Raw genomic sequence first — 21,933 nt, forward strand, 5'->3', positions numbered from 1 at the left:
GAGACGCATCATGAACAAACTGACATCCTTAAAGGCGGCAACCGTACAGTTTCAGCATCAGGCCAGTAACAAAAAATACAATCTCCTGATAATGGAGAAATTTATTGAACAGGCGGCGCTTGAGCAGGTGAACATTCTCACTTTTCCTGAAATGTGCATCACCGGCTACTGGCATGTCCCCAAGCTCACCGCAGCGGAGGTGTCTGCGCTGGCCGAGCCGATTGCAGACAGCCCTTCCCTGACGCTCATTCGCTCCCTCGCGATAAAACATCAAATGCTGATTGGCGCGGGTCTTATTGAACGCACCGACGATGGCCGACTGTACAATGCGTATGTTGCCTGCATGCCGGACGGCTCAATGCATACGCATCGTAAACTCCATGCTTTTGAACATCCGGCCATCAGCAGCGGGGACAGCTTTACCGTTTTTGATACGCCGTGGGGCGTGAAGGTCGGCATCCTGATTTGCTGGGACAATAATCTGGTCGAAAATGTGCGCGCGACCGCGCTGCTGGGTGCCGATATTCTTCTCGCCCCGCATCAAACAGGCGGTACCGATTCCCGCAGCCCTCACGGGATGAAGCCAATTCCGCTGGCGCTCTGGGAGGAGCGGGAAACGCGCAAGGAAGAAATTATCGCGGCATTCAAAGGGCCAAGCGGTCGGGAATGGCTCATGCGCTGGCTGCCAGCCCGCGCGCATGACAACGGCATATTTCTTCTCTTCAGCAACGGTGTCGGTGCCGATGACGACGAAGTGCGCACGGGCAATGCCATGATCCTCGACCCTTATGGCAGGATCGTGAATGAAACCTGGGCGGCCGAAGATGCGATGGTGAGCGCTGAACTCGATTTAAGCCTGCTTGCTATGAGCACAGGACGCCGCTGGATCCACGGTCGCCGCCCTGATTTATACCAGATACTGACGCAGCCCCAGGGCTATGAACGTGATGCGATCAGCGCCCGCTTTTCGAATGTGCCCCCTGCCCGCTAAAGGGTGGACAATTTTTAGCTGCAACATTAAATTGCAACTGCTATACTGTATATAATTACAGTATGAGGTGCGCAAAATGGCTGTTGAAACAAAATTTGTTGTCGTAAGAAAAGGTGAAGAGAAAATGACATTTGCCAGTAAGAAAGAGGCTGACGCTCACGACAAGCTGCTCGATATGGCAGACGCGTTCACCGACTGGCTGTTGCAAAGCGGAATGCAGATGGATGAAACGCAGGCGGAAAATCTTGGCCTGTATCTCGCCGAGCAGAAAGAGACCGTGCAGCATATTCTGCGTACCAGCAAGCTTCCCGATCTCAACGCTCCAGCTGCAGCGGATAAAACTGAATCCGACGCGGCTGACACGAAAAAAATCAGGGCGGTGAAAGCGGCCTGATTGTCATAAAAATCATCACCGCTCCGGAGGCCGTAAGCAGTAATTTGCTTACGGCTTTTTTAGTCAGAACATGAAAGAGTAAAGGAGATGGCGTGCGGCAAGGAATGAAGGAAAAGATTATCCGGATCTGTGATTCAAAAATCGCCTCTAAGGGAAGCGATGTTGGGCTTTCGTTTTATGCTTTTTTTGCTAATAAAAATGACGATCCTGAACTGCTTATGGAAGTGGCCCACTGGTGGATTATGGAGATGAAGCTGGACCATTTTGAAAAGGCAGAAAAGATCAAAAAAATTTTGTTAGCCATATAGCGCCTGTGTTTAAAACAGCGTGAAAATTTGCTTAGTGACAGAAGCAACCTGTCTAAAAATTCCGTCAAAAAATCAGAACAAATAGCTGTAGTTCACGCTGGCAAACCACAGATACGGATTATCATAGCTTCCCTTAAATTGTTCAGGTGTTTTCACGCGTGAGGACTGCATATGCAAATACGAGACGGCAAATCCAACGTTGCTTTGTGGCGTCATCTGGTACTGAGCGCCTGTCGCAAATCGCCACTCGTCGCCGGTGGGTAATGAAAGTGCAACATCATTCTGAGACTGGTATACGGTACTGTCAAACGCCACGCCTGCATTTAAGCGCCACAATTCTGTTGGGCGATACTGTAACCCCAGCGCAGTATGCCAGGAGTCTTTAAGCCGATTTTTTCGTTCGGCATCTTGCCCAGCGACAGTGACCTGCGGACTGCCAAATTGGCTCCAGTCCTGCCAGCCCAGGTCCCCCATGATCGACCACGTTTTATTGAAATCATGTACCAGACTCAACATAACTTGCTGAGGTGCCCTGACCTGCGCAGAAATGGGAATGTCATATTCAACGTTGGGTAAATTTGGGAAGCGGACTTTGCCATCAATATTAAAGTCATATTCCGTTTTACTGGTCCACGCAATGCCCGCTCGCGTTTGATCGGTGAGCGCCATCAGTAAGCCCAGACGGTAGCTCAACGCCCAGTCATGATCGTTTTCTTTTACATCCTCATTGCCCACATCACGCGTAAGTGAAAGGAATCCGTAATTCACGTTGACGGAGCCGCCAATGGACACCCGCTCGCTCAGCTTGTAGGCCAAGGATGGACTTAGGGTCATCGCAGCCATTGTACTTTTTTTGATAAGCCGGTCGCCTGCCCAGTTACCAAAATCAATACCCAGCCCATAGTTACCATACAAACCAACACCGGCATACAACGCATCATCGAGTTTCTGCGTGTAAAAGGCACTCGCATTTGGAAAAAAACGCATGATATCACCAGGACTTTTACGGTCCGAATCATCATCAAGGTGATAGGAAATATCCCCGTCCATTGCCTGTAATCCGCCGGTAAACATATGTTCAGGCAGCCGCGTCATCCCCGCCGGGTTGGTCACTATCGTGGATGCGTCCTGAGCACGGGCGGCCTGCCCCGCGCCCGCAAGCGCGGTATCCTCTGTCCCAATTTCATAGAAATAGAGCGCGCTGGCCTGAGTTGCCTGCGAAAAAAACAGTACAAGATAAAACAATGTCGATTTTCTCATGTGCCCTCTGCCTGCGATTAAATGCTCGTTTTATTTTTCCCGCTCAGGTGCGACCGCCGGGGCGGGATACCAGTTCTCTCTGGCGACCATGACGCTTCCTTCTGGCTGCATAACAAAGTTTGGCGACATGATCTGCACATTAAATTCGTTAAAGACATCCTGAATATTGCTGAACAGCGCATTGCGCGCGATAGCCAGTGACTGCTCGGGTAGCAGCCTGACCTGAAGCTCATAGGCTATATACCAGTCCATAAGTGCCAGCTGACGCACAAGCGGCGCGGTCGTAAGATCCACACACGCTGTCCGCTTTGCGGCGAGCTCAAGCATGGCATGAACCTGTCGCCAGGGCGTGTCGTAGCCGATGGTGACGCTTACGGTTAGATTGAGGCTGCCATCATTATTTTGTGCGCTGAGGTTTGTTATCTTGCCACTCACCACGACAGCATTGGGAACGGTAACGACATAGTTTTCACGCGTGATAATTTTGGTGGCGAGCATACCGATTTCACTCACCTTCCCTTCGTTGTCCGCGACCCGGATGACGTCACCTTTGCGCAGAGCGCGCGAATAAATCAGTACGAGACCGCTCATGGCGTGATTCATCACGCCAGCAGATCCCAACGTCAGCATCAGACCAAAGAAGACGCTTATGCCCTTAAAGGCCAGTGAATTTGCGCCGGGAAGAAACGGGTAGGCTGCAGAAAGAGCAAATAACCACACAACAACAGAGAGCAGTTTTCTGGTTGCTCCGACGGTTTCAGGATGCAGTCCCGGAAAATGTAACCGCCCCGCTTCTACCTGATTGAGTACCATCTTCAATAATTTAAGTATGGTGGCCGTGATGATGAAAATAATGAGAACGATCAGCAAACCCGGTAAAGCTGAGACGATGGATAAGAAAATCTGACGAACGACGCGCAGAGACCAGTCACCCAACGATGTCGCCCAAACCCGCGTCCAGGGAAATAGGCTAAACGCCCAGCTAAGCCATACATAGAAAGCTAATATGCCCAGCAATATCATTAGCAAGGCGTACAAGCGGGCTTCTACAGGGCCGAGATAACGTCGCCAGTTTTTGGGGATCCATCCTCGATTTTCAGCGATCAGACGGCGACAATATCGCTTCACCCTACGCCAGGAACGCCACGCGGCCCAGGCAAGCAATACAAAGGCCGCCAGCCCCACCACAGTTTTCACTGTGGCAAGCACAAGCCATCCGGTGTCATATTGATCGTGAAGCGCTTTACGTTGCGCCTCCATTCGCGTAAGCACGCGTTGCGCGGCCTGATCCAGCGTCAGGTCGTCACCTTCATCAAGATCCGCCTGCGTCAGCAGCATTAGCGGCTTGCCATTCATCACGAAAAGTTTGCCCTGCTGGTTATAACGTGTGATGGCGACAATTTTTATCGGTTCGCGGACATCTGCCTGAGTAAAATTACGCAGCGTATTGCGGATGCGTAAAACGCGTTCTTCTGGCGTTGTCAGGCCAAACTTAGCCTGAAGCATCACGATGGGGGTATGGAAGATATAGAGCGTGCGTGCTTTCTCCTGCTCCGTCGGTTCCTGTCGGGGTTCAGCAGCAAAGGTACTAAACACTAAAAGGGATATGATACACGTTAAAAAAGTAAGCACTCTCTTATTCATACCCGGCACCGAGTAGCGTGAAATTATCAGTTCTTTTACTCTGCCACCCGAGCGGCAGACGCGCGATTTTCTGAGCATAGACCAGCGGTTCAGATCTGCAATATTCCTGTAAGCACCACTTCTTTCATTCAGAAAGAAGAAAATTTTCATTTCGCAAATTTATTAATAAATAAATCTAAAGATTACAAATTTGCAACGTTAACTATCCTTAAATGGCATTCGACATTTTCAGTGCCAGACGTGAATGTCCTCTAAGTACTGACGACATTCACAACCGGCTTTTCTGCTAATTAATTCAGGAACATGTCATGAAAGTTCACGTAATAACCTCTGCTGTATTACTGGCATTGGCGTTTTCTCAGCCGGTATTCGCGGCCGATGCGCCGTTATCGCCGTTGATGAAACAGCTCAACAACGGCAACTGGCTGGCACCGGATGAGGCGCAGACGCTCAGCGACGAACTGTATTATCAGGATGCTATTCAGGCATACATTCAAACCTTGCCCCTTCTGAATACCATCGGTTTGCGTGATGGCTCTGAGGCCGCGTTTGGCAAAGGATATAATGTCCTGCCGATCTGGAAAGAGCGCATGGACAGCCGCGCCGTCGTGCCGACGCCAAACGGGGATGTCATTTATTCCATGAGTTACCTGGATCTGAAAGAAACAGGTCCACTGGTGATAAAAGCACCGGCAAACGTCATCGGCATGTTCACTGATTTCTTTCAGAAAACCATTACCGACGTAGGTGCTATAGGCCCGGACCGAGCCAGAGGTGGTTTATATTTGCTGTTACCGCCTGATTATGAAGGCCCGGTGCCTCAGGGTTACTACGCATTTAAATCATCGACTTATAACGTATTCCTGTTCTTCAGGACCATCATGGGAAAAGGTGACGGTAAGCCTGACCCGGTTCCTGCGGTAAAAAATGCCGAAACGACGCGTATTTATCCGCTCTGGGATGTAGAGAAAGAGGTCAAGCCGATGCAGTTCCCGGACGCCAGCGGCAAGCGCGTCAATATGATGTATCCCACCGACGCCAGTTACTGGCAGAAACTCAAAGCCTTCGTCGATTACGAGCCACTAACGGCGATTCCGGAGGAGACGCGAAGCGCATTGTTAAGTATCGGGATGGTTAAAGGGAAACCTTTCGCGCCGACAGCGAAGCAGCAGGAAATGCTCAACAAAGCGGTCGTCGCAGCGCCTCGCATGATTCTGGCTCGCCGACAGGTTGGACGTGATGACCAGCGGCAGCTTTACTACAAAGACAGGCAGTGGGAAACCTCATGGGCGGGTGCAACAGCAGAATGGATGCAATACGGCACGCTTGATGCTAACCAACGTGCAGCCTTCTTCCAGATTGCCTATTCCAGCGCGGCTGCAATGGTAATGCATACCACCGGGGCGGGGTCGAAATATCCTTTCGCGACCAAAGACAATTCCGGTAAATTCCTGAACGGCAGCAATACCTACAAACTGCATCTGCCACCAAATCCGCCAGCTGCGCTGTTCTGGGCGGTAACGGCCTACAACATTACCGATGGCACTATGCCTGAAACAGATCAGTTACTTCCTTCCACCAATGGTTACTACAACATCCCGAAAAACAATGACGGCTCAATCGATCTCTGGTTTGGCCCAAACAAACCTGACGGCGTAGAGGACAGTGCGTTTATTAAAACCGTTCCTGACCGTAATTTCCTCGTTGCCCTTCGCCTGTATGGTACAGAAGACGGTTTTTACGATCAGACTTGGGTACCTGACGATCTGGTTCAGACCAACAAATAATTGAGAGAAAATATGAATAAACGTTACCTCCCTCTCTTTGTTGCGCTGACACTTAGCGCAGGCGTACATGCACAAAGTGCACCGTTGACCATCCCACATCCAACCAAGTTTGATCAGCTAACTCAACCATCTGCTGATGTAACGATGCCTGAAAGTTATGTTAAAGCAATTGCACAGCAGGCCTACATCTGGGGCTGGCCAATGGTGAACCAGTTCAACCGTCGGGAAACTATCACCAAAGCGCCCTATCCCGCGCTTAATGGTGGAATGGTCCCCGTCGCGCCAATGGGTCAACTCAGCATGCTGACAGACTACATTAAGCCTGAAGAAACCTTCGTTACCTGCCCCAATCAGGATGTTGCATATGGCCTGGGCTTCTTCGAGTTAGATAAAGAGCCCATAGTCATCCAGGTACCGGATTTTGGCGAGCGTTTCTGGGTTTACGCTATCTATGATGCCCGCACGAACCAGATTGGTAATGTCGGTAAGCCTTACGGCACGAAGCCAGGATTCTATTTATTAGTCGGGCCGAACTGGAAAGGCGAAACGCCGAAGGGTATTGAAGGGGTCATTCGTTCCTCAACAGAAATGGCTAACGTTATTCCACGCGTACAGATGGATGATACGCCGGAAGACCGCAAAGCCATTCAGGCTCCAATTAAGGAAATCATGACCTACCCGCTAAGCCAGTTTGACCGAAAAATGAAATCCTTTGAATATTCAAAAATTCCGGCCATTGGTGATAAACCTGATGCCAGCGCGGGCGAGACGCGCTGGGTGGTGCCAGAGAAATTCTTTGACCAGTTTGCAAATGTGCTGGATAAAGTGCCACCTCTGCCTGGTGAAGAGGCAATGTACGCTCAGTACCGCCACCTGGTCGAAGCCGGGAAGAAAAACCCTGACGTTCGCAAATGGATGGATGAAGCGGCGATTGAGACGGATAAAACGGTAATTGCAGACTTCTTTAAATGGAAGAATAACGGGGTGCCCGCCGGTAATGGCTGGAACCGTTCTAAAAATAACGCCGAGTTCGGTGTCGATTATTACAACCGCACAGGCACTTCTAAATCGAATATGTTCGATAACAAACCGAACGAAACCCAATATTTTTACACCGACAATGATGCCGCTGGTGGGCAGTTATCTGGCGACCATGACTACACGATTACGTTCGCCAAAGGTGAGCTTCCTCCTGTAAAAGGATTCTGGTCACTTACGCTCTACAACAGCAAGCATCTGTTTAGCCCAAATGAACTGAATCGTTTTTCACTTGGGACGAAAAATAAAAATCTGAAGTACAACGAGGATGGCTCGCTAACGCTCTATGTCAGCAAAACCCGCCCTTCTGACGATAAGGTTAATAACTGGCTCCCCGCACCCGAAGGAAACCTGTCACTCTATATTCGCGCTTACTGGGGTGAACAACCTATTCTGGATGGCACCTGGCAGCCACCGAAAATTGAAACGGTGAAATAAACCAAATCCAAGGCCCCTTGTTGATGACCGGGGGCCCTTTTGTCTGTGCCGAAAGGAACCGAGCATTGCCCTACTGTAGGTAGCTATACAAACTCGCCAGGATGTGATGGTAATACATGTTCATCACCTAAAGAGGAAATGCGCATGACTCCACATCCGCTACGCCAGATCATCGAATCCTGCGACCACGCCATCACCACCAAAAACTATGACACCCTGATGGAGTATTACGCCGAAGACGCGGCTCTGGTGGTCAAACCCGGCATGACGGTTAAAGGCAAAGAAAAAATCCGCAGCGCGTTTATTGCCATCTCTGATTATTTTCAGGACCAGCTGAGCGTCGAACAAGGGGAGATGCAGGTGATCGAAGGTGGCGGCAATGCCCTCGTTATCATGGAAACCGTTCTGCGTTTTCCTGATGGTCAGGGTGGGATAACGGAAATGTCGCGCCGCGCGACCTATGTTTTTCGGCAGGAAAGCGACGGTCGCTGGCTTTGTACCATCGACAACTCCTACGGTACGTCGCTTCTGGATACCGTGAACTGAACACGTTAATCACCGCTTTAAAGGGGCGCTGCCGCCCCTTCACGCCCGCGCGCTTAATGTGCAGTGATGCGCGGCTCCCTCACAAACTCAGCCAGCAGCCACACCATATCGTGCAGCAGGCCCGTCAGCTCTTTCGCTACGTGAACGGGCAGCGTTCCACCCATAACCGCTTGCGTCAGCGCCAGAACATAGTCCACCTGAGTCAGGGTGTCCTGCCAGCAGTCCGGCACGCAGGAGTTCAGTTTCTCACCCATGATCAATTGCGCGATCAGGTCAGGCGGCAGATCGACATCGCAGAGTTCTCTCAGCTTACGCAGGGCGTGCAGCAGACGCTCGCAAAGCGCAGTAAACATCTTTGCATCCTCGATTTCGACCAGCACGCTCACCAGCGCGGCGCAGTTGTCGGCGACGACAAACAGATCGGCATCAGCAGGAAGCGGCCGGGAGATAAGTTGCAGAATGACGTTTTCGTCAGACGGGAGATGAGTCAGGGTTGGAATAGTAGCCATACAAGGCATCCTTCTATATGCAGTTCATTTAACCACCCAATGAGTTCCTACGCTCGGGGGGTAGCGCTGACAGAGGTAGGAATACCGCCCATATAGAAAAACGGCCAGCCTTACGGCTGCTCCGCCAGCGCCACCGCAATTGTAGCGGGATCGGCGCTGCCGCGACATACGAAATGTCACTATATGGTAGATGCGGGTTCCTACGCCCGGTTGCGGATGTGCCGCAACGCAGGCACTTTACGACCCCGATCGGTTGAAGAAAAGATATAACCATGAATTTCACGCGGTTAATTTGCGGTTTGCGAGGCGCCTTCCAGAATAACAACGCGGCCCTAAATTTTAAGCGTATCAATCACCGCTCTCAGCGCGGGCGACACGTTACGGTGCGGATAATAGAGGTACAGCCCGTCCATGCGTAGGCTATAGCGCTGCAGCACCCGGATCAGCGTTCCGCGCTCCAGATCGTCAGCCACCAGCTCCACCGGGACATAGGCCAGCCCAAGCCCCAGCCGGGCGGCTTCGGCTTCCATGTAGCTGTCAGACAGCGCCCATTGCCCCTCTGGCCGATGGGTGATTTTTTTCCCGTCCTGCACCAGCTCCCACTGATAGTCACTACCGTCGGCAAGCTGGTAGGCAATGCAGGGGTGCGCCACTAAATCCGCAGGCGTCTGGGGAAAACCGTAGCGTCTGAAGTGTTCCGGGGCAGCCACTGCGGCCATTTCCATATCAGGCGTGATGCGTACGGCAATCATTCCCTGTCCCACTTCCGGCCCCAGTCTGACGCCCGCATCGAACCGCTCGGCGATAATGTCGACGAAGCGGCTTTCATTCATCAGCTCCAGCCTGATGTCCGGGTAACGCTGTTTAAAAATGGCGAGCTTTGGCAGCAGACATTTGTCGATAGCATGCTGGCTGGCATTAATGCGCACCGTACCGGACGGCGTCTGACGATAGTGCGCCAGGGTCGCCAGGCCCGTATCGAGCGTATCGAACGCGGACTCGGCGGTCCGGTAAAGCTGTTCCCCCGCGTGGGTTAGCGACAGCTTGCGCGTGGTGCGGACCAGAAGCTGAACGCCCAACCGCTCCTCCAGCTCGCGAACCGAGCGGCTGATCCCGGATTGCGCCAGCCCTAGCCGTTGCGCAGCCGCCGTGAAGCTCCCCTCCCGTACCACCTGCATAAACAGGTACAGCTCATTATAGTTTTCCCGCTTCGCCATCACGCCCCCTATTTATAACAATATGATATGAATCCTAGCAGATTCTGGCCTCTAATCAGCACTATTTCTGCTAACTATAATGACCGCAACACAACACCACAGGGTCCATTTTCATGAAAACATTCACCCAAAAACTGTCCGTTGCGATGCTGCTATGTGCATCATTAAGTGGAGTGATAACAATGAGTTATGCAGAAACCACTAACCCAAACGCACCCGTTTCGATGGTGACTACATGGGATAAAACCTTCGCCGAAAGTGACAAAGTCGATCACCGCAAGGTGTCCTTCCAGAACCGGTACGGGATCACCCTGGTGGGCGATCTGTATCTTCCTAAAAACCGCGGCGACCGCAGGCTGGCGGCGATTGCGGTCAGCGGGCCGTTTGGCGCGGTCAAAGAGCAGTCCAGCGGACTGTACGCGCAGATCCTGGCGGAAAATGGGTTTGTCACCCTGGCGTTCGATCCATCCTATACGGGCGAAAGCGGCGGCCAGCCGCGCAACGTTGCGTCTCCGGATATCAACACCGAAGACTTTAGCGCGGCGGTGGATTTCCTGGGGTTACAGAAAGAGGTTGATCGTAACCGCATCGGTATTCTCGGCATCTGCGGCTGGGGCGGTATGGCGCTGAATGCAGCCTCCATGGACACCCGCGTGAAAGCGGTCGCCACCAGCGTGATGTACGACATGAGCCGGGCGATGGGCCACGGCGTGGGCGACGGGAAAGATCGCTATTCAACGTCTGACCGCCGCGCCGTTCTGCAGTATCTCAACGCACAGCGCTGGAAAGATGCAGAGAACGGTACCTTCGCGCACGGCGGCCATGACATTTATGTCGATGAGAACGGCAAGGTGACGGCGGCGGAACGTATTCTGCCAGAGGCGCTGCCAGCAGACCCGAACCCGGTACTGAAGGAGTTCTATGACTACTACCGCATGCCGCGCGGCTTCCATGTGCGTTCCGTCAACTCCACCGGCGCGTGGACCGCGACCACGCCATTATCCTTTATGAATATGCCGCTGCTGAGCTACGCCGGGGAAATTACTATCCCGACGCTTATCGTCACCGGTGAAAAGGCACACTCCCGCTACTTTGCAGAAGATGCGTTTAAAGCGGTCGGCAGCAAGCAGAAGGAACTGGTGATTGTTCCGGGCGCAAACCATGTCGATCTCTACGACAATGCTGCCGGGAAAATCCCGTTCGGCCAGTTTGAACAGTTCTTCAAAACCAACCTGAAATAAACCTCTCCGCCGCCCGTGTTTTGCGGGCGGCCCTCGTGAAAGATGACTATGTCCACTCTGAACCCTACCACCTCACAGAATGAGGAACGCGCGCACTGGGGCGGTATTTTTGCCATGACCCTCTGCGTATTCGTCCTGATTGCCTCGGAGTTTATGCCCGTCAGCCTGCTAACCCCCCTAGCCAGAGATTTGGGCGTTACGGAGGGGCTCGCTGGCCAGGGGATCGCGATTTCCGGCGCGATGGCGGTTCTGACCAGCCTCTTCCTTTCCCGGCTTGCCGGGAATATGAACCGCAAACATCTTCTGCTGGGCATGACGCTCCTGATGGCGCTCTCGGGGATGATTATCGCTTTCACCCCAAACTATCTGGTTTACATGACAGGCCGGGCGCTAATCGGTATCACCATCGGCGGGTTCTGGTCCATGTCTGCCGCAACGGCCATTCGCCTTGTTCCGCAGCATCAGGTCTCTCGCGCGCTGGCGATATTCAACGGGGGGAACGCGCTGGCGACGGTAGTCGCCGCTCCGCTCGGAAGCTATCTCGGCGCCACCATTGGCTGGCGCGGCGCCTTCCTGTGCCTGGTTCCCGTGGCGATAGTGGCGTTCCTCTGGCAACGTTTTAGCCTGCCCGATATGAACGGCAATAAAAATACGGCGTCACGCGCATCCGTCTTTCGGCTATTCCGGCAGCCGGTGGTTTCCATCGGTCTGCTGGCCTGCGGCCTGTTCTTTATGGGGCAGTTTGCGCTGTTTACCTATGTGCGTCCGTTTCTCGAAACCGTCACGGAGGTCACCCCCTCCGGCCTATCGCTGATTTTACTCACCATCGGCGTCGCGGGTTTTGTTGGCACACTGCTCGTTGCTCTGGTCCTGAACGCCGCATTTTACCTGACGTTAATCGCCATTCCCCTGCTGATGGCCGTCATAGCGGGCGCGTTGATACTGACCGGTCACAGCGTGTGGATCGTTGCCCTGCTGTTAGGCTTCTGGGGCATGCTGGCGACGGCGGCACCCACGGGATGGTGGACATGGATTGCGCGAACGCTGCCGGAAGATGCTGAAGCCGGTGGCGGGTTAATGGTCGCCGTGATCCAGCTTTCTATTGCGCTGGGTTCAACGGCCGGTGGCCTGGTATTCGACCATCTCGGCTGGCAGAGCACGTTTGCAATGAGCGGAATATTGCTCCTGGGCGCGGTTGTGTTGACGTTTATCACATCGCGTCAAAAATGAGCGATACGATGTTTTGACCGAAAATAGAGCGATATGACTTTTTAATGTATATATTAGCCTGCCGTTAATTTAATGATCCATCCCGGGCTAGAATTAACATTATTGATAGCAGGCTATTCATATAAAAGATGAATTAATTTCACCCGGTTCATAATTAATGTTTACATGATCACTTTCAATGTCCAATTTGAAATAAATCTATTTACCCGCTGTATGATTAAAATCAAACAACAAACATAAATATTATAATAATCGAATATCACAGTGCCTTATCATATTCACGATAACAATCCTGTTATCTCTCGTTCTATGATAAGGATTACAGATGAAAGCATTGCCAAAAGTCGTAAAAGGCTCTGTCAACGAACTTTCAGGTAAAAGTATCGTACCTGTCGTTGCGGGTATTGTTGCTGGGGTGATAGCGGGTGCGAGCGCCCCAGCGTTCGCCAGCAGCAGTACACCAACAATTGCACCAACGCAGTCCAGGGTTGCCACCAGCAACAGCGTACAGCAACCTGGTACGTCTGTTTTACTGGCTAAGCCCTCTCTGGATGGACAAGCATTCGCGGCACATTACAGCCACTCAAGTCATGCAAGCCATTCCAGCCATTATTCCTGCACACCTGGCTCTACGTGCTAACACTCAAGGCCAGCTGCAGGCTGGCCATTCTGGAAGGAGAAGCTCATGGATCACCTAAAACATGGAAAGAATGAATTAGGGGAATATTTTTTGTTGCCCCTAAACAAAACACTCTATAGCCGTGAAGCTATAATGAAAACATGCTACGCGTTTACTGATGATTTCTTCATTCATGCCGTCAAATCAGAAAATGAAGATGTCGGTATCTATATCTACAAAAAAAACGAAAGCGATAGTGATATCAATACCGTAGCAAAGCACTTTTTACATTTGCTCCATGAAAACCAGATGCGTCAAATTATTCATGATGAAACGTCAATCTTACATGAAGAGATCGTCAGGAAAGCATTCTCTCCGGCTGCCGTGTTTGTTGAAAATCGGGTACAGGCTGACACTCAAAATATTCTAAAATCGGTAGTATAAGACGATGATAATCAAGCTTGATCCACATTTTTATACTCAAAGCGCCGTAGAGAATGTAGCCCAACAATTCAACGATTATTTGAGTGTAGAGTTTACCATTAAAGAAGCGTTCTGTCTGAGGATGAATATCAATGAAGCATATCTCTCAGATGCACCTCTCATTATCAATACCTTCTTGACTAACATCCTTGATCTCAGCATACAGGACATCATGCACAATGAGCGTTAGATTTAAATCCCCCGCTGAGTTTGCTTCTCAGTCATATCAACTCCTCCCATTCAGATTCAGCCAACTGGATAATGGAAACTATTTCCTTTCGACTGATTATGGCGAGTGGATGTGTATTAGCCCTTCACAACTCACTACGCTCATCAATAAGGAGAAGATTGAAGATGAAGCGCTTTGGTATGAACTGAAAGCCAAACACATAGTCAGTAACGGCATCGATGACAACCAGATCGCATTACTCTCCTCACGATACAGAACAAAGAAATCATTTCTGGAAAACTTTTCTCAGCTCCATATTTTTGTCCTCACCGTTCGTTGCAACAACTCCTGCGTCTATTGTCAGGCCTCTCGTAAGAGCTGCCAGTCCGATCAATCTCGTTATGATATGAGTCCGGAGACGCTTGAAAAGAGTATTGATTTATTCTTATCTATGCCTTCGGACAAGCTTACGCTTGAATTTCAGGGTGGAGAGTCCACGCTGAATATGGGCCTCATCCGTCAGGCCGTCGCAGTAGTCAACAGGAAAAATATCCGGAAAGATATCCAATTCGTGGTTTGCACAAATTTGTGCGAGTTAAATGACGAAGATCTCGACTTTCTGCTAGAACATAACTTTTCAATCAGCACATCGCTTGATGGTCCCCAGGCGTTGCACGATGCTAACCGTAAATACGCAAAATCAGGTGCATGGAGTGCACTCATTTCTACGCTTAATAAACTCAAACAGCGTGATGCATTTGACAGAGTTAGCGCACTGATGACAACGACCCGGCAGAGCCTTGATATGGCTGAAGAGATTATAAATGAATATGTAAACCAGGGATTTCGCAGTATTTTCATCCGCGAACTTAATCCTTATGGTTTCGCACAAAAATACTTCCATAAAATCGGGTATACCACGGAACAGTTTCTGGCGTTTTATGAGCAGAGTCTCGATTACATCATTCGCATTAATCACGATGGAATTGTATTTCGCGAATCCTATGCTGCATTGATCATGAAAAAGCTCATGACGCCTTGGGCAACGGGCTTTGTGGATCTTCAGTCCCCCTGCGGATCGGGTTTTGGGGTCACACTGTATAACTATGATGGAAACATCTACCCAAGCGATGAAAGTCGAATGATGGCAGAAACAGGCGATCGGCATTTTAAAATGGGTAATGTTTTTGAGAATAGCCCAGAAGAACTTTTCTTTGGCTCAGCTATGCAAGAACTTGCCTCTGCAGGAGTCAATGACTGCCTGCCCGTCTGTTCTGACTGTGCGTTTGCACCCTACTGCGGCGCAGACCCTATACGCCGCTATCAGGTAACAGGTTCAGTTTATGGTCATCCGGGTAAAGACGATTTCTGTTTAAAAAACAAAGGTATTATTTCAATGGTTATTAAACGATTTGTTGAAGGCGATCGCGAAACCCGTCGTGTTCTGATGCAATGGGGAATGAAATGAAAACACGATGCACTGACGATACGCTTTTTCTTTCTACTCAGGCAGAAAGCATCTGGCACCTGAAGGCAGCGCTATTTGGTAAAATCGCTGTCGAATTAATTGAAATCACAGCGGATAGCATTGTCTTTCTGACCTCGGGAAACTCGATACCACTGTCAGCTTTGCCCCCTGTACGCGCAATCATTTGTACAAAGAACAATCCGAACATTGAAGCCTTAATCTCACAGGTGGAGACACCGATTATCGTCGTTTCAGAAGAAACTGTATTCAGTGAAGGCGATATAATAACCATCAGCGAGCGGGGGCGGATCCATCGCTTATTTCGTGCACGCTCTCAGAACAATGCATTCCTGGTGACTGAAGTTTGCAACAACCTCTGTGTAATGTGCCCGCAGCCTCCTAAACCGGAATCAGCGATTAACCAGTGTGATACTGAGCAACGGATCCTAAAAACTCTTTCCCTGATTGATGACAAGCACTTTCCGGAAGCACTCTGTATTACGGGTGGCGAACCGACAATGTTAAACGAAGGACTGCTTCATATTATTGAGGCGATTTCAGAAAGGAACCAACAGACGTTAATACACTTGCTGACGAATGGCCGCTACTTAAGCCAGGAGGACTACACGGCGCGTCTGGCACAGAAAAGTAATCATCATTTGCTCGCCGGCATCCCCCTCTTTGGTCATGTTTCAGAGATTCACGACTATGTTGTTCAATGCGCAGGGGCTTTTGATCAAACAATGGCCGGTTTGTTAAATTGCTACAAACACGGGATTGATATTGAACTGCGCGTTGTACTGAACAAAGTAACGGTAAAATATTTAACTGCGCTGGCAGAATTTATTTCCCGAAATCTTTTTTTCGTTAAGCATGTAGCGCTTATGGGCATGGAGAACATGGGATATGCAAAACTGAACCGGGAAGCCGTATTTATCGATCCCTGGGAGTACAAAGATACGCTATCCGCCACAATCGAGATTTTTCAGTTATATGGCATAGATGTAAGGGTCTTTAACCTTCCTTTATGCATTGTTAATGAAGACACTCGAGACTATTGCAAACAGAGTATCAGCGACTTTAAGAATAGCTGGAGCCCTGTTTGTGCCTCCTGTGTGAAACGCGTCACATGCTGCGGTTTCTTCAGTTCATCGACGGATAAATTTTGGTTATCCAACCGTATCAGTCCTTTTGTTACAGACCAGGAGAGAAAACACCCGAGTTTTGGAGGTTAAAGTCTGTTCAATCTGGTGTATCGTTTTGATCGTTTATTCCCCTAAAGGACACCAGCACTATGCTCAAGATCCTCGGCAAAACCACCTCCATCAACGTGCGTAAAGTGCTCTGGACCTGCGAAGAAGCAGGCCTCGCGTATCAACAGGAAGATTACGGCAGCGGTTTTGCCTCAACGGAAACGGATGCCTTCCGTGCCCTGAACCCCAACGCCATGGTGCCGGTGCTGATGGATGACGATTTCGTGCTGTGGGAGTCCAACGCCATCTGCCGCTATCTGGCGCGTAAGGCCGAACGTCACGATCTGCTGCCCGCAGAACCGCAGGCCTGCGCCAACGTTGAGCGCTGGATGGACTGGCAGGCAACCGAATTCAATAACGCCTGGCGCTATGTCTTCCCGGCGCTGGGGCGTAAAAACCCGGACTTCAACGACCCTGAGCGCATTGCGGCGGGAATAAAAGAGTGGAACCACTGCATCACCATTCTGGAAAACCAGCTGCAGCGCACCGGGGCCTTTGCTGCGGGCGAGACGTTTACTCTTGCGGACGTGGTGCTTGGGCTGTCGGTGAATCGCTGGAAGATGACGCCGTTTAATAAACCCGACGTGCCGGCGATTGAGGCCTGGTTTGAACGTCTTAACCAGCGCCCTGCTTTTTTGCGTCACGGCAATAACGGCATGATGTGAAGTATTTACACCCCCATGTTGAGCAAGGCTATTTTATTTAATTACTAAACCCTGAGAGTCGCCAGAGGGAATAATAATTAAGCCATATCCTGGACAGCCCGTTGCACCGCTTTGCTAGCCTGACTATTCAGGCAAAGCTCATCCTGGAGGTATTCTTGCTGATTAGACTCAAGAAAGAACGAACGCATAAGGAGGATCGCCGGCTTGCTCTCTGGCTGGCGACCTCGGCAGGTTTGCTAAACGCCATCGCCCTCGGGGCATTTGGCTTTTTCCCCTCACACATGACCGGCAACACCTCACAGTTATCCAGCGAAGTCTCCTCCACCGACTTGAGCGATATTATTTTCTTCGGCTCGATTATTCTCTCCTTTATCGCAGGCGCTATTCTTGCCCGCATGATTGTAATATGGGGCATTATCCATAACCTCAGGCTGATTTTTTGCCAGATCCTGTTTGTTGAGGGGATATTGCTGACCGGCGTCGCCTTCTATGAGATGTATTTTCATGCCCTCACCAGCAATCGTGAGATTATTCTTTTTCTGTGCGGCCTGATGGGCATTCACAATTCCACCTCCACGCAGCTTTCCGGCGGACGGGTGAGATCGACGCACATTACCGGCACGCTGACGGACGCGGGGATATCCCTGGCCTCCGTAATGGTGGCGATGCTGCGCAGGGATTACTCCAAAGATACGGCGGCGCAAAAAAGTCAGTTGAAAACCCATTTAACCACCCTGTTCTCGTTTATTACGGGCGGTATCGCGGGGCTGCTGCTGTTCAGATGGATCGGATTTAACGCCATGCTGGCGCTCGGGTTGATGCTCGCCGTGGTCGCTATCGTTTCAATTATCACCGTCTCGACGCGGGTTCGACGGGTTCGTGCCTCTTTATAAGATAACGGCCGATATTCGGCGTAAGAGCCCTCCAGATGTGACGTTGTCACATCTGGAGAATCGCTTTAGGACTATTCTGCCTGCCCCTCCATCAGCCCTTACGCCATAAGGCTTAACCCGAGGTTGTCACTGTTTTCATAGGGTTACTGATTTTACCCCTTCGCTGGAACCCTTCCCAAACGCTTGCTATAGGTGAAATACCCCTGCCGAAACATGGCATAACAACAGGCAACCGGTGGTTGCTATAACGCATGCGCACAGGGAGACACACCGCAATGCACCCATTACTCAAACGTTCGCTGCTGTTTGTCGGCGCCATTATCGTGGTCCTCGCCCTCCTCGTCTGGGGCATTGGGCTGGAAACGATCAGGGCGCGCCAGGTTGACCTGGTCTATCTCGGGCAACAGCACATGATTCTGGTTTTCTCGTCGATGTTTTTTGCCCTGCTGGTGGGTATTCCAGCCGGTATTCTGCTGAGTCGCCCGGCCGCGCGGGGTGTCGCCGAATACGTGATGCAAATCTTCAACGTTGGCAACACGCTGCCGCCGCTGGCCGTTCTGGCGCTGGCGATGGTGGTGATTGGCATTGGCGATACGCCCGCCATCATCGCCCTGTTCCTCGCCTCGCTGCTGCCGATAGTGCGTAATACCTACGCCGGGCTGTGCTCCGTCCCGCCGTCGCTGCTGGAAGCGGCAAACGGCATCGGGATGACGAAATGGCAGCGTCTGCGTCAAGTTGAGCTGCCTGCCGCCTGGCCGGTCATGCTCTCGGGGATCCGCATCGCCACCGCTATTAACGTCGGTACCGCGCCGCTGGCGTTCCTGATTGGCGCCAGCAGCTACGGCGAGCTGATTTTCCCAGGCATTTATCTGAACGATTTCCCGACCCTGATCCTCGGCGCGGCGGCCACCGCCCTGTTCGCCCTGATCCTCGATACCCTGCTGGCGGCGCTGGGTCGCGTGATGAGTCCCCATCTCGCTCGATAACAATAACAAGGAGCTTTTATGAGACTGTTTTCCGGCCTGACGGCGCTGTGTGCCGCGGCGCTGTTCACCAGCCAGGCGATGGCGGCCCCGCTGATTCTGGCGACCAAGAGCTTTACCGAGCAGCATATTCTCTCGGCGATGACCGTACAGTACCTGCAAAAGAAAGGTTTTCAGGTCCAGCCAAAAACCAATATCGCCACGGTGATCTCCCGCAACGCGATGATCAACAAGCAGATTGACATGACCTGGGAGTACACCGGCACGTCGCTGATCATCTTTAACCACATCAACAAGCGCATGTCGCCGCAGGAGTCTTACGAGACGGTGAAGCGCCTGGACGCCAAGCACGGTCTGGTCTGGCTCAAGCCCGCTGACATGAACAATACCTACGCTTTCGCCATGCAGCGCAAGCGCGCCGAGGCGGAACATATCAACACCATGTCGGAGATGGTGGCGAAGATTGAGCAGATCCGTAAAACCAACCCGGACAAAAACTGGCTGCTGGGCTTAGACCTGGAGTTTGCCGGACGGAGCGACGGCATGAAGCCGCTTCAGGCTGCCTACAACATGGAGCTGGATCGCCCACAGATCCGTCAGATGGACCCGGGCCTGGTATACAACGCCGTGCGCGACGGGTTTGTCGATGCCGGACTGATTTACACCACCGACGGTCGCGTGAAAGGCTTCGACCTCAAGGTGCTGGAAGATGATAAAGGTTTCTTCCCAAGCTACGCGGTGACGCCGGTGGTGCGTAAGGACACGCTGGAGGCCAACCCCGGTCTGGAAGAGGCGCTCAACACCCTTTCCGCCCAGCTCAACAACGACGTTATCACCGAGCTGAACAAGAAGGTGGATATCGACCATCAGTCACCGCAGCAGGTCGCCCGCGATTTCCTGCGTAGCAAACAGCTGCTGTAGGAGGCGCTATGGAGACGATTCACTACATTCTGGACAACTGGGATTACCTTTTAACACTGACGCTTCAGCACCTGTGGCTGGTGGCGCTGGCCGTGGGTTTAGCCATCATCATCGGCGTACCGCTGGGCATTCTGATTGTCCGCCACAGGTGGCTGGCAACGCCGGTGCTGGGAATAGCCACCATCGTGCTGACCATTCCGTCCATCGCGCTGTTTGGCCTGATGATCCCGCTGTTTTCGCTGATCGGTCAAGGTATCGGCGCCCTGCCCGCCATTACGGCGGTGTTTCTCTACTCGCTGCTGCCGATTGTGCGTAACACCCATACCGCGCTCGACAGCCTGCCGCCGGGACTGCGCGAAGCCGGGCGCGGCATCGGCATGACCTTCTGGCAGCGCCTGCGCTGGGTTGAGATCCCGATGGCGCTGCCGGTGATTTTCGGCGGTATCCGCACTGCCGTGGTGATGAACATCGGCGTGATGGCGATTGCCGCCGTGATCGGCGCGGGCGGTCTGGGCCTGCTGCTGCTCAACGGCATCGGCGGAAGCGATATTCGCATGTTGATTGCCGGCGCGCTGATGATTTGTCTTTTAGCGATTGTGCTCGACTGGCTGCTGCACCGTCTGCAGGTGGTTCTGACTCCAAAGGGGATTCGATAATGATTAAACTGGAAAACCTCACCAAACAATTTTCACAGAAGCACGGCCAGACCTTTAAGGCCGTCGATAACGTCAACCTGAACGTGCCCGAAGGGGAAATGTGCGTCCTGCTCGGCCCGTCCGGCTGCGGGAAAACCACCACGCTGAAGATGATTAACCGCCTCATTACCCCAAGCAGCGGGACGATCCTGATTAACGGTGAAGACACCAGCGGGATGGACACCGTCACCCTGCGCCGCAACATCGGCTACGTGATCCAGCAGATTGGCCTGTTCCCGAACATGACCATCGAAGAGAACATTACCGTCGTACCGCGCATGCTGGGCTGGGATAAAGCGCGCTGCAAAACCCGCGCTGAAGAATTGATGGATATGGTGGCGATGGACCCGCATAAGTTCCTGAATCGCTACCCGCGCGAGATGTCCGGCGGCCAGCAGCAGCGTATCGGCGTGATCCGCGCCCTGGCGGCGGATCCTCCGGTACTGCTGATGGATGAACCCTTCGGCGCGGTGGACCCGATCAACCGCGAGGTGATCCAGAACCAGTTCCTGGAGATGCAGCGCAAGCTGAAAAAAACCGTCATGCTGGTGAGCCACGATATCGACGAAGCCCTGAAGCTCGGCGACCGTATTGCGGTGTTCCGTCAGGGGAAAATCGTGCAGTGCGCCAGCCCGGATGAACTGCTCGCCAAACCGGCGAATGAGTTTGTCGGCTCGTTTGTCGGCCAGGACCGCACCCTGAAGCGTCTGCTGCTGGTATCGGCGGGCGACGTCACCGACCAGCAGCCAACCATTACGGTGCGGGGCTCTACGTCGCTTCCCGACGCTTTTGCGACCATGGATGATAATGATATTCGCGCCATTACCGTGGTTGACGAGGACGGCAGGCCGCTGGGCTTTGTGAAGCGTCGCGAAGCGCGAAACGCGAGCGGTACCTGCGCCGACATCCTGCATCCATTCCGCATGACCGGCAAAGCGGAAGACAACCTGCGCGTGGTGCTTTCACGCCTGTATGAGAGCAATACCAGCTGGATGCCGATCGTGGATGAGGACGGTCGCTACAACGGCGAGATTTCACAGGACTATATTGCCGAGTACCTGAGCTCCGGACGCACGCGCCGGGCGCTGAATATTCATAGCGACAGCTAACCTTTCTGGCCGGGCATCGCCCGGCTTTTTCGCACGCATACCTTTTGCTAACCCCGCGATTTGCCGCCACAA

Annotated in this window: 22 protein-coding genes; 18 read left to right on the plus strand and 4 right to left on the minus strand. The window is 52.1% G+C overall.

The window, feature by feature from the left end; genetic code table 11:
* The first annotated feature begins 10 nt into the window (after positions 1 to 10).
* The 3 genes from N037_RS00130 to N037_RS00140 all read left to right on the plus strand — a co-directional run bounded on the left by N037_RS00130 (position 11) and on the right by N037_RS00140 (position 1,693).
* The gene (locus N037_RS00130; protein ID WP_032638193.1) at positions 11 to 991 is read left to right on the plus strand and encodes a nitrilase family protein; all 981 of its coding nucleotides are present in this window, start codon (positions 11 to 13) and stop codon (positions 989 to 991) included.
* A gap of 76 nt (positions 992 to 1,067) precedes the next feature.
* On the plus strand, positions 1,068 to 1,385 hold the full coding sequence (locus N037_RS00135) for a YebG family protein (RefSeq protein ID WP_023311527.1): 318 nt from the start codon (positions 1,068 to 1,070) through the stop codon (positions 1,383 to 1,385).
* Between the two features lie 92 nt (positions 1,386 to 1,477).
* Positions 1,478 to 1,693 (plus strand): DUF6500 family protein, encoded by a 216-nt coding sequence (locus N037_RS00140; protein ID WP_032638194.1) that lies wholly within the window; start codon positions 1,478 to 1,480, stop codon positions 1,691 to 1,693.
* Positions 1,694 to 1,765: 72 nt separating this feature from the next.
* Here the strand turns inward: N037_RS00140 and N037_RS00145 are convergent, their stop codons facing one another.
* Positions 1,766 to 2,953: an OmpP1/FadL family transporter gene (locus tag N037_RS00145; protein WP_032638195.1), complete on the minus strand. Its 1,188-nt coding sequence runs from the start codon at positions 2,951 to 2,953 to the stop codon at positions 1,766 to 1,768.
* Between the two features lie 30 nt (positions 2,954 to 2,983).
* Positions 2,984 to 4,597, minus strand: a complete 1,614-nt coding sequence (locus tag N037_RS00150; protein ID WP_032639098.1) for a mechanosensitive ion channel family protein — start codon at positions 4,595 to 4,597, stop codon at positions 2,984 to 2,986.
* A 308-nt stretch (positions 4,598 to 4,905) separates the two neighbouring features.
* Here N037_RS00150 and N037_RS00155 point away from each other — a divergent pair, with 308 nt between their 5' ends.
* From N037_RS00155 to N037_RS00165, 3 genes are all read left to right on the plus strand, one after another.
* Positions 4,906 to 6,384 (plus strand): DUF1254 domain-containing protein, encoded by a 1,479-nt coding sequence (locus N037_RS00155; protein ID WP_032638196.1) that lies wholly within the window; start codon positions 4,906 to 4,908, stop codon positions 6,382 to 6,384.
* Between the two features lie 12 nt (positions 6,385 to 6,396).
* Positions 6,397 to 7,860 carry a DUF1254 domain-containing protein gene (locus tag N037_RS00160; protein ID WP_032638197.1) on the plus strand — a complete coding sequence of 488 codons (1,464 nt, stop codon included), beginning with the start codon at positions 6,397 to 6,399 and terminating at the stop codon, positions 7,858 to 7,860.
* A gap of 144 nt (positions 7,861 to 8,004) precedes the next feature.
* Positions 8,005 to 8,406 carry a YybH family protein gene (locus tag N037_RS00165; protein ID WP_032638198.1) on the plus strand — a complete coding sequence of 134 codons (402 nt, stop codon included), beginning with the start codon at positions 8,005 to 8,007 and terminating at the stop codon, positions 8,404 to 8,406.
* A gap of 53 nt (positions 8,407 to 8,459) precedes the next feature.
* Here N037_RS00165 and N037_RS00170 read toward each other — a convergent pair whose 3' ends face one another.
* A complete protein-coding gene (locus N037_RS00170; RefSeq protein WP_032638199.1) occupies positions 8,460 to 8,915 on the minus strand; it encodes a hypothetical protein in 456 nt (151 codons plus the stop codon).
* A gap of 332 nt (positions 8,916 to 9,247) precedes the next feature.
* Positions 9,248 to 10,132: a LysR family transcriptional regulator gene (locus N037_RS00175; RefSeq protein WP_032638201.1), complete on the minus strand. Its 885-nt coding sequence runs from the start codon at positions 10,130 to 10,132 to the stop codon at positions 9,248 to 9,250.
* A 113-nt stretch (positions 10,133 to 10,245) separates the two neighbouring features.
* On the opposite strand from N037_RS00175, the gene N037_RS00180 reads away from it, so the two are divergent.
* The 12 genes from N037_RS00180 (at position 10,246) to osmV (ending at position 21,861) form a co-directional block, all read left to right on the plus strand.
* Positions 10,246 to 11,373: an alpha/beta hydrolase gene (locus tag N037_RS00180; RefSeq protein WP_032638202.1), complete on the plus strand. Its 1,128-nt coding sequence runs from the start codon at positions 10,246 to 10,248 to the stop codon at positions 11,371 to 11,373.
* 48 nt (positions 11,374 to 11,421) lie between these two features.
* Positions 11,422 to 12,603: an MFS transporter gene (locus N037_RS00185; protein ID WP_032638203.1), complete on the plus strand. Its 1,182-nt coding sequence runs from the start codon at positions 11,422 to 11,424 to the stop codon at positions 12,601 to 12,603.
* A gap of 325 nt (positions 12,604 to 12,928) precedes the next feature.
* Positions 12,929 to 13,243: a hypothetical protein gene (locus N037_RS24720; RefSeq protein WP_155858047.1), complete on the plus strand. Its 315-nt coding sequence runs from the start codon at positions 12,929 to 12,931 to the stop codon at positions 13,241 to 13,243.
* A 45-nt stretch (positions 13,244 to 13,288) separates the two neighbouring features.
* Positions 13,289 to 13,666: a His-Xaa-Ser system protein HxsD gene (gene hxsD / locus N037_RS00190; RefSeq protein WP_023335519.1), complete on the plus strand. Its 378-nt coding sequence runs from the start codon at positions 13,289 to 13,291 to the stop codon at positions 13,664 to 13,666.
* Positions 13,667 to 13,884: 218 nt separating this feature from the next.
* A complete protein-coding gene (gene hxsB / locus N037_RS00200) occupies positions 13,885 to 15,342 on the plus strand; it encodes a His-Xaa-Ser system radical SAM maturase HxsB (protein WP_032638204.1) in 1,458 nt (485 codons plus the stop codon).
* Positions 15,339 to 16,577 carry a His-Xaa-Ser system radical SAM maturase HxsC gene (hxsC, locus tag N037_RS00205; RefSeq protein WP_050511204.1) on the plus strand — a complete coding sequence of 413 codons (1,239 nt, stop codon included), beginning with the start codon at positions 15,339 to 15,341 and terminating at the stop codon, positions 16,575 to 16,577. Before hxsB ends, hxsC begins: the two co-directional genes overlap by 4 nt.
* Positions 16,578 to 16,636: 59 nt before the next feature.
* Positions 16,637 to 17,260 (plus strand): glutathione S-transferase family protein, encoded by a 624-nt coding sequence (locus N037_RS00210; protein ID WP_023335515.1) that lies wholly within the window; start codon positions 16,637 to 16,639, stop codon positions 17,258 to 17,260.
* Between the two features lie 155 nt (positions 17,261 to 17,415).
* Positions 17,416 to 18,153: a YoaK family protein gene (locus N037_RS00215; RefSeq protein ID WP_032639100.1), complete on the plus strand. Its 738-nt coding sequence runs from the start codon at positions 17,416 to 17,418 to the stop codon at positions 18,151 to 18,153.
* 275 nt (positions 18,154 to 18,428) lie between these two features.
* Positions 18,429 to 19,139 carry an osmoprotectant ABC transporter permease OsmY gene (osmY, locus tag N037_RS00220; protein WP_032638205.1) on the plus strand — a complete coding sequence of 237 codons (711 nt, stop codon included), beginning with the start codon at positions 18,429 to 18,431 and terminating at the stop codon, positions 19,137 to 19,139.
* Between the two features lie 18 nt (positions 19,140 to 19,157).
* Positions 19,158 to 20,057, plus strand: a complete 900-nt coding sequence (osmX, locus tag N037_RS00225) for an osmoprotectant ABC transporter substrate-binding protein OsmX (RefSeq protein ID WP_032638206.1) — start codon at positions 19,158 to 19,160, stop codon at positions 20,055 to 20,057.
* Between the two features lie 8 nt (positions 20,058 to 20,065).
* Positions 20,066 to 20,713, plus strand: a complete 648-nt coding sequence (gene osmW / locus N037_RS00230) for an osmoprotectant ABC transporter permease OsmW (RefSeq protein WP_023311514.1) — start codon at positions 20,066 to 20,068, stop codon at positions 20,711 to 20,713.
* Positions 20,713 to 21,861 (plus strand): osmoprotectant ABC transporter ATP-binding protein OsmV, encoded by a 1,149-nt coding sequence (osmV, locus tag N037_RS00235; protein WP_032638207.1) that lies wholly within the window; start codon positions 20,713 to 20,715, stop codon positions 21,859 to 21,861. Before osmW ends, osmV begins: the two co-directional genes overlap by 1 nt.
* The last annotated feature ends 72 nt before the right edge of the window (positions 21,862 to 21,933 follow it).

It is taken from the genome of Enterobacter sp. EGD-HP1 (assembly GCF_000733275.2).
Lineage (GTDB): Bacteria > Pseudomonadota > Gammaproteobacteria > Enterobacterales > Enterobacteriaceae > Enterobacter.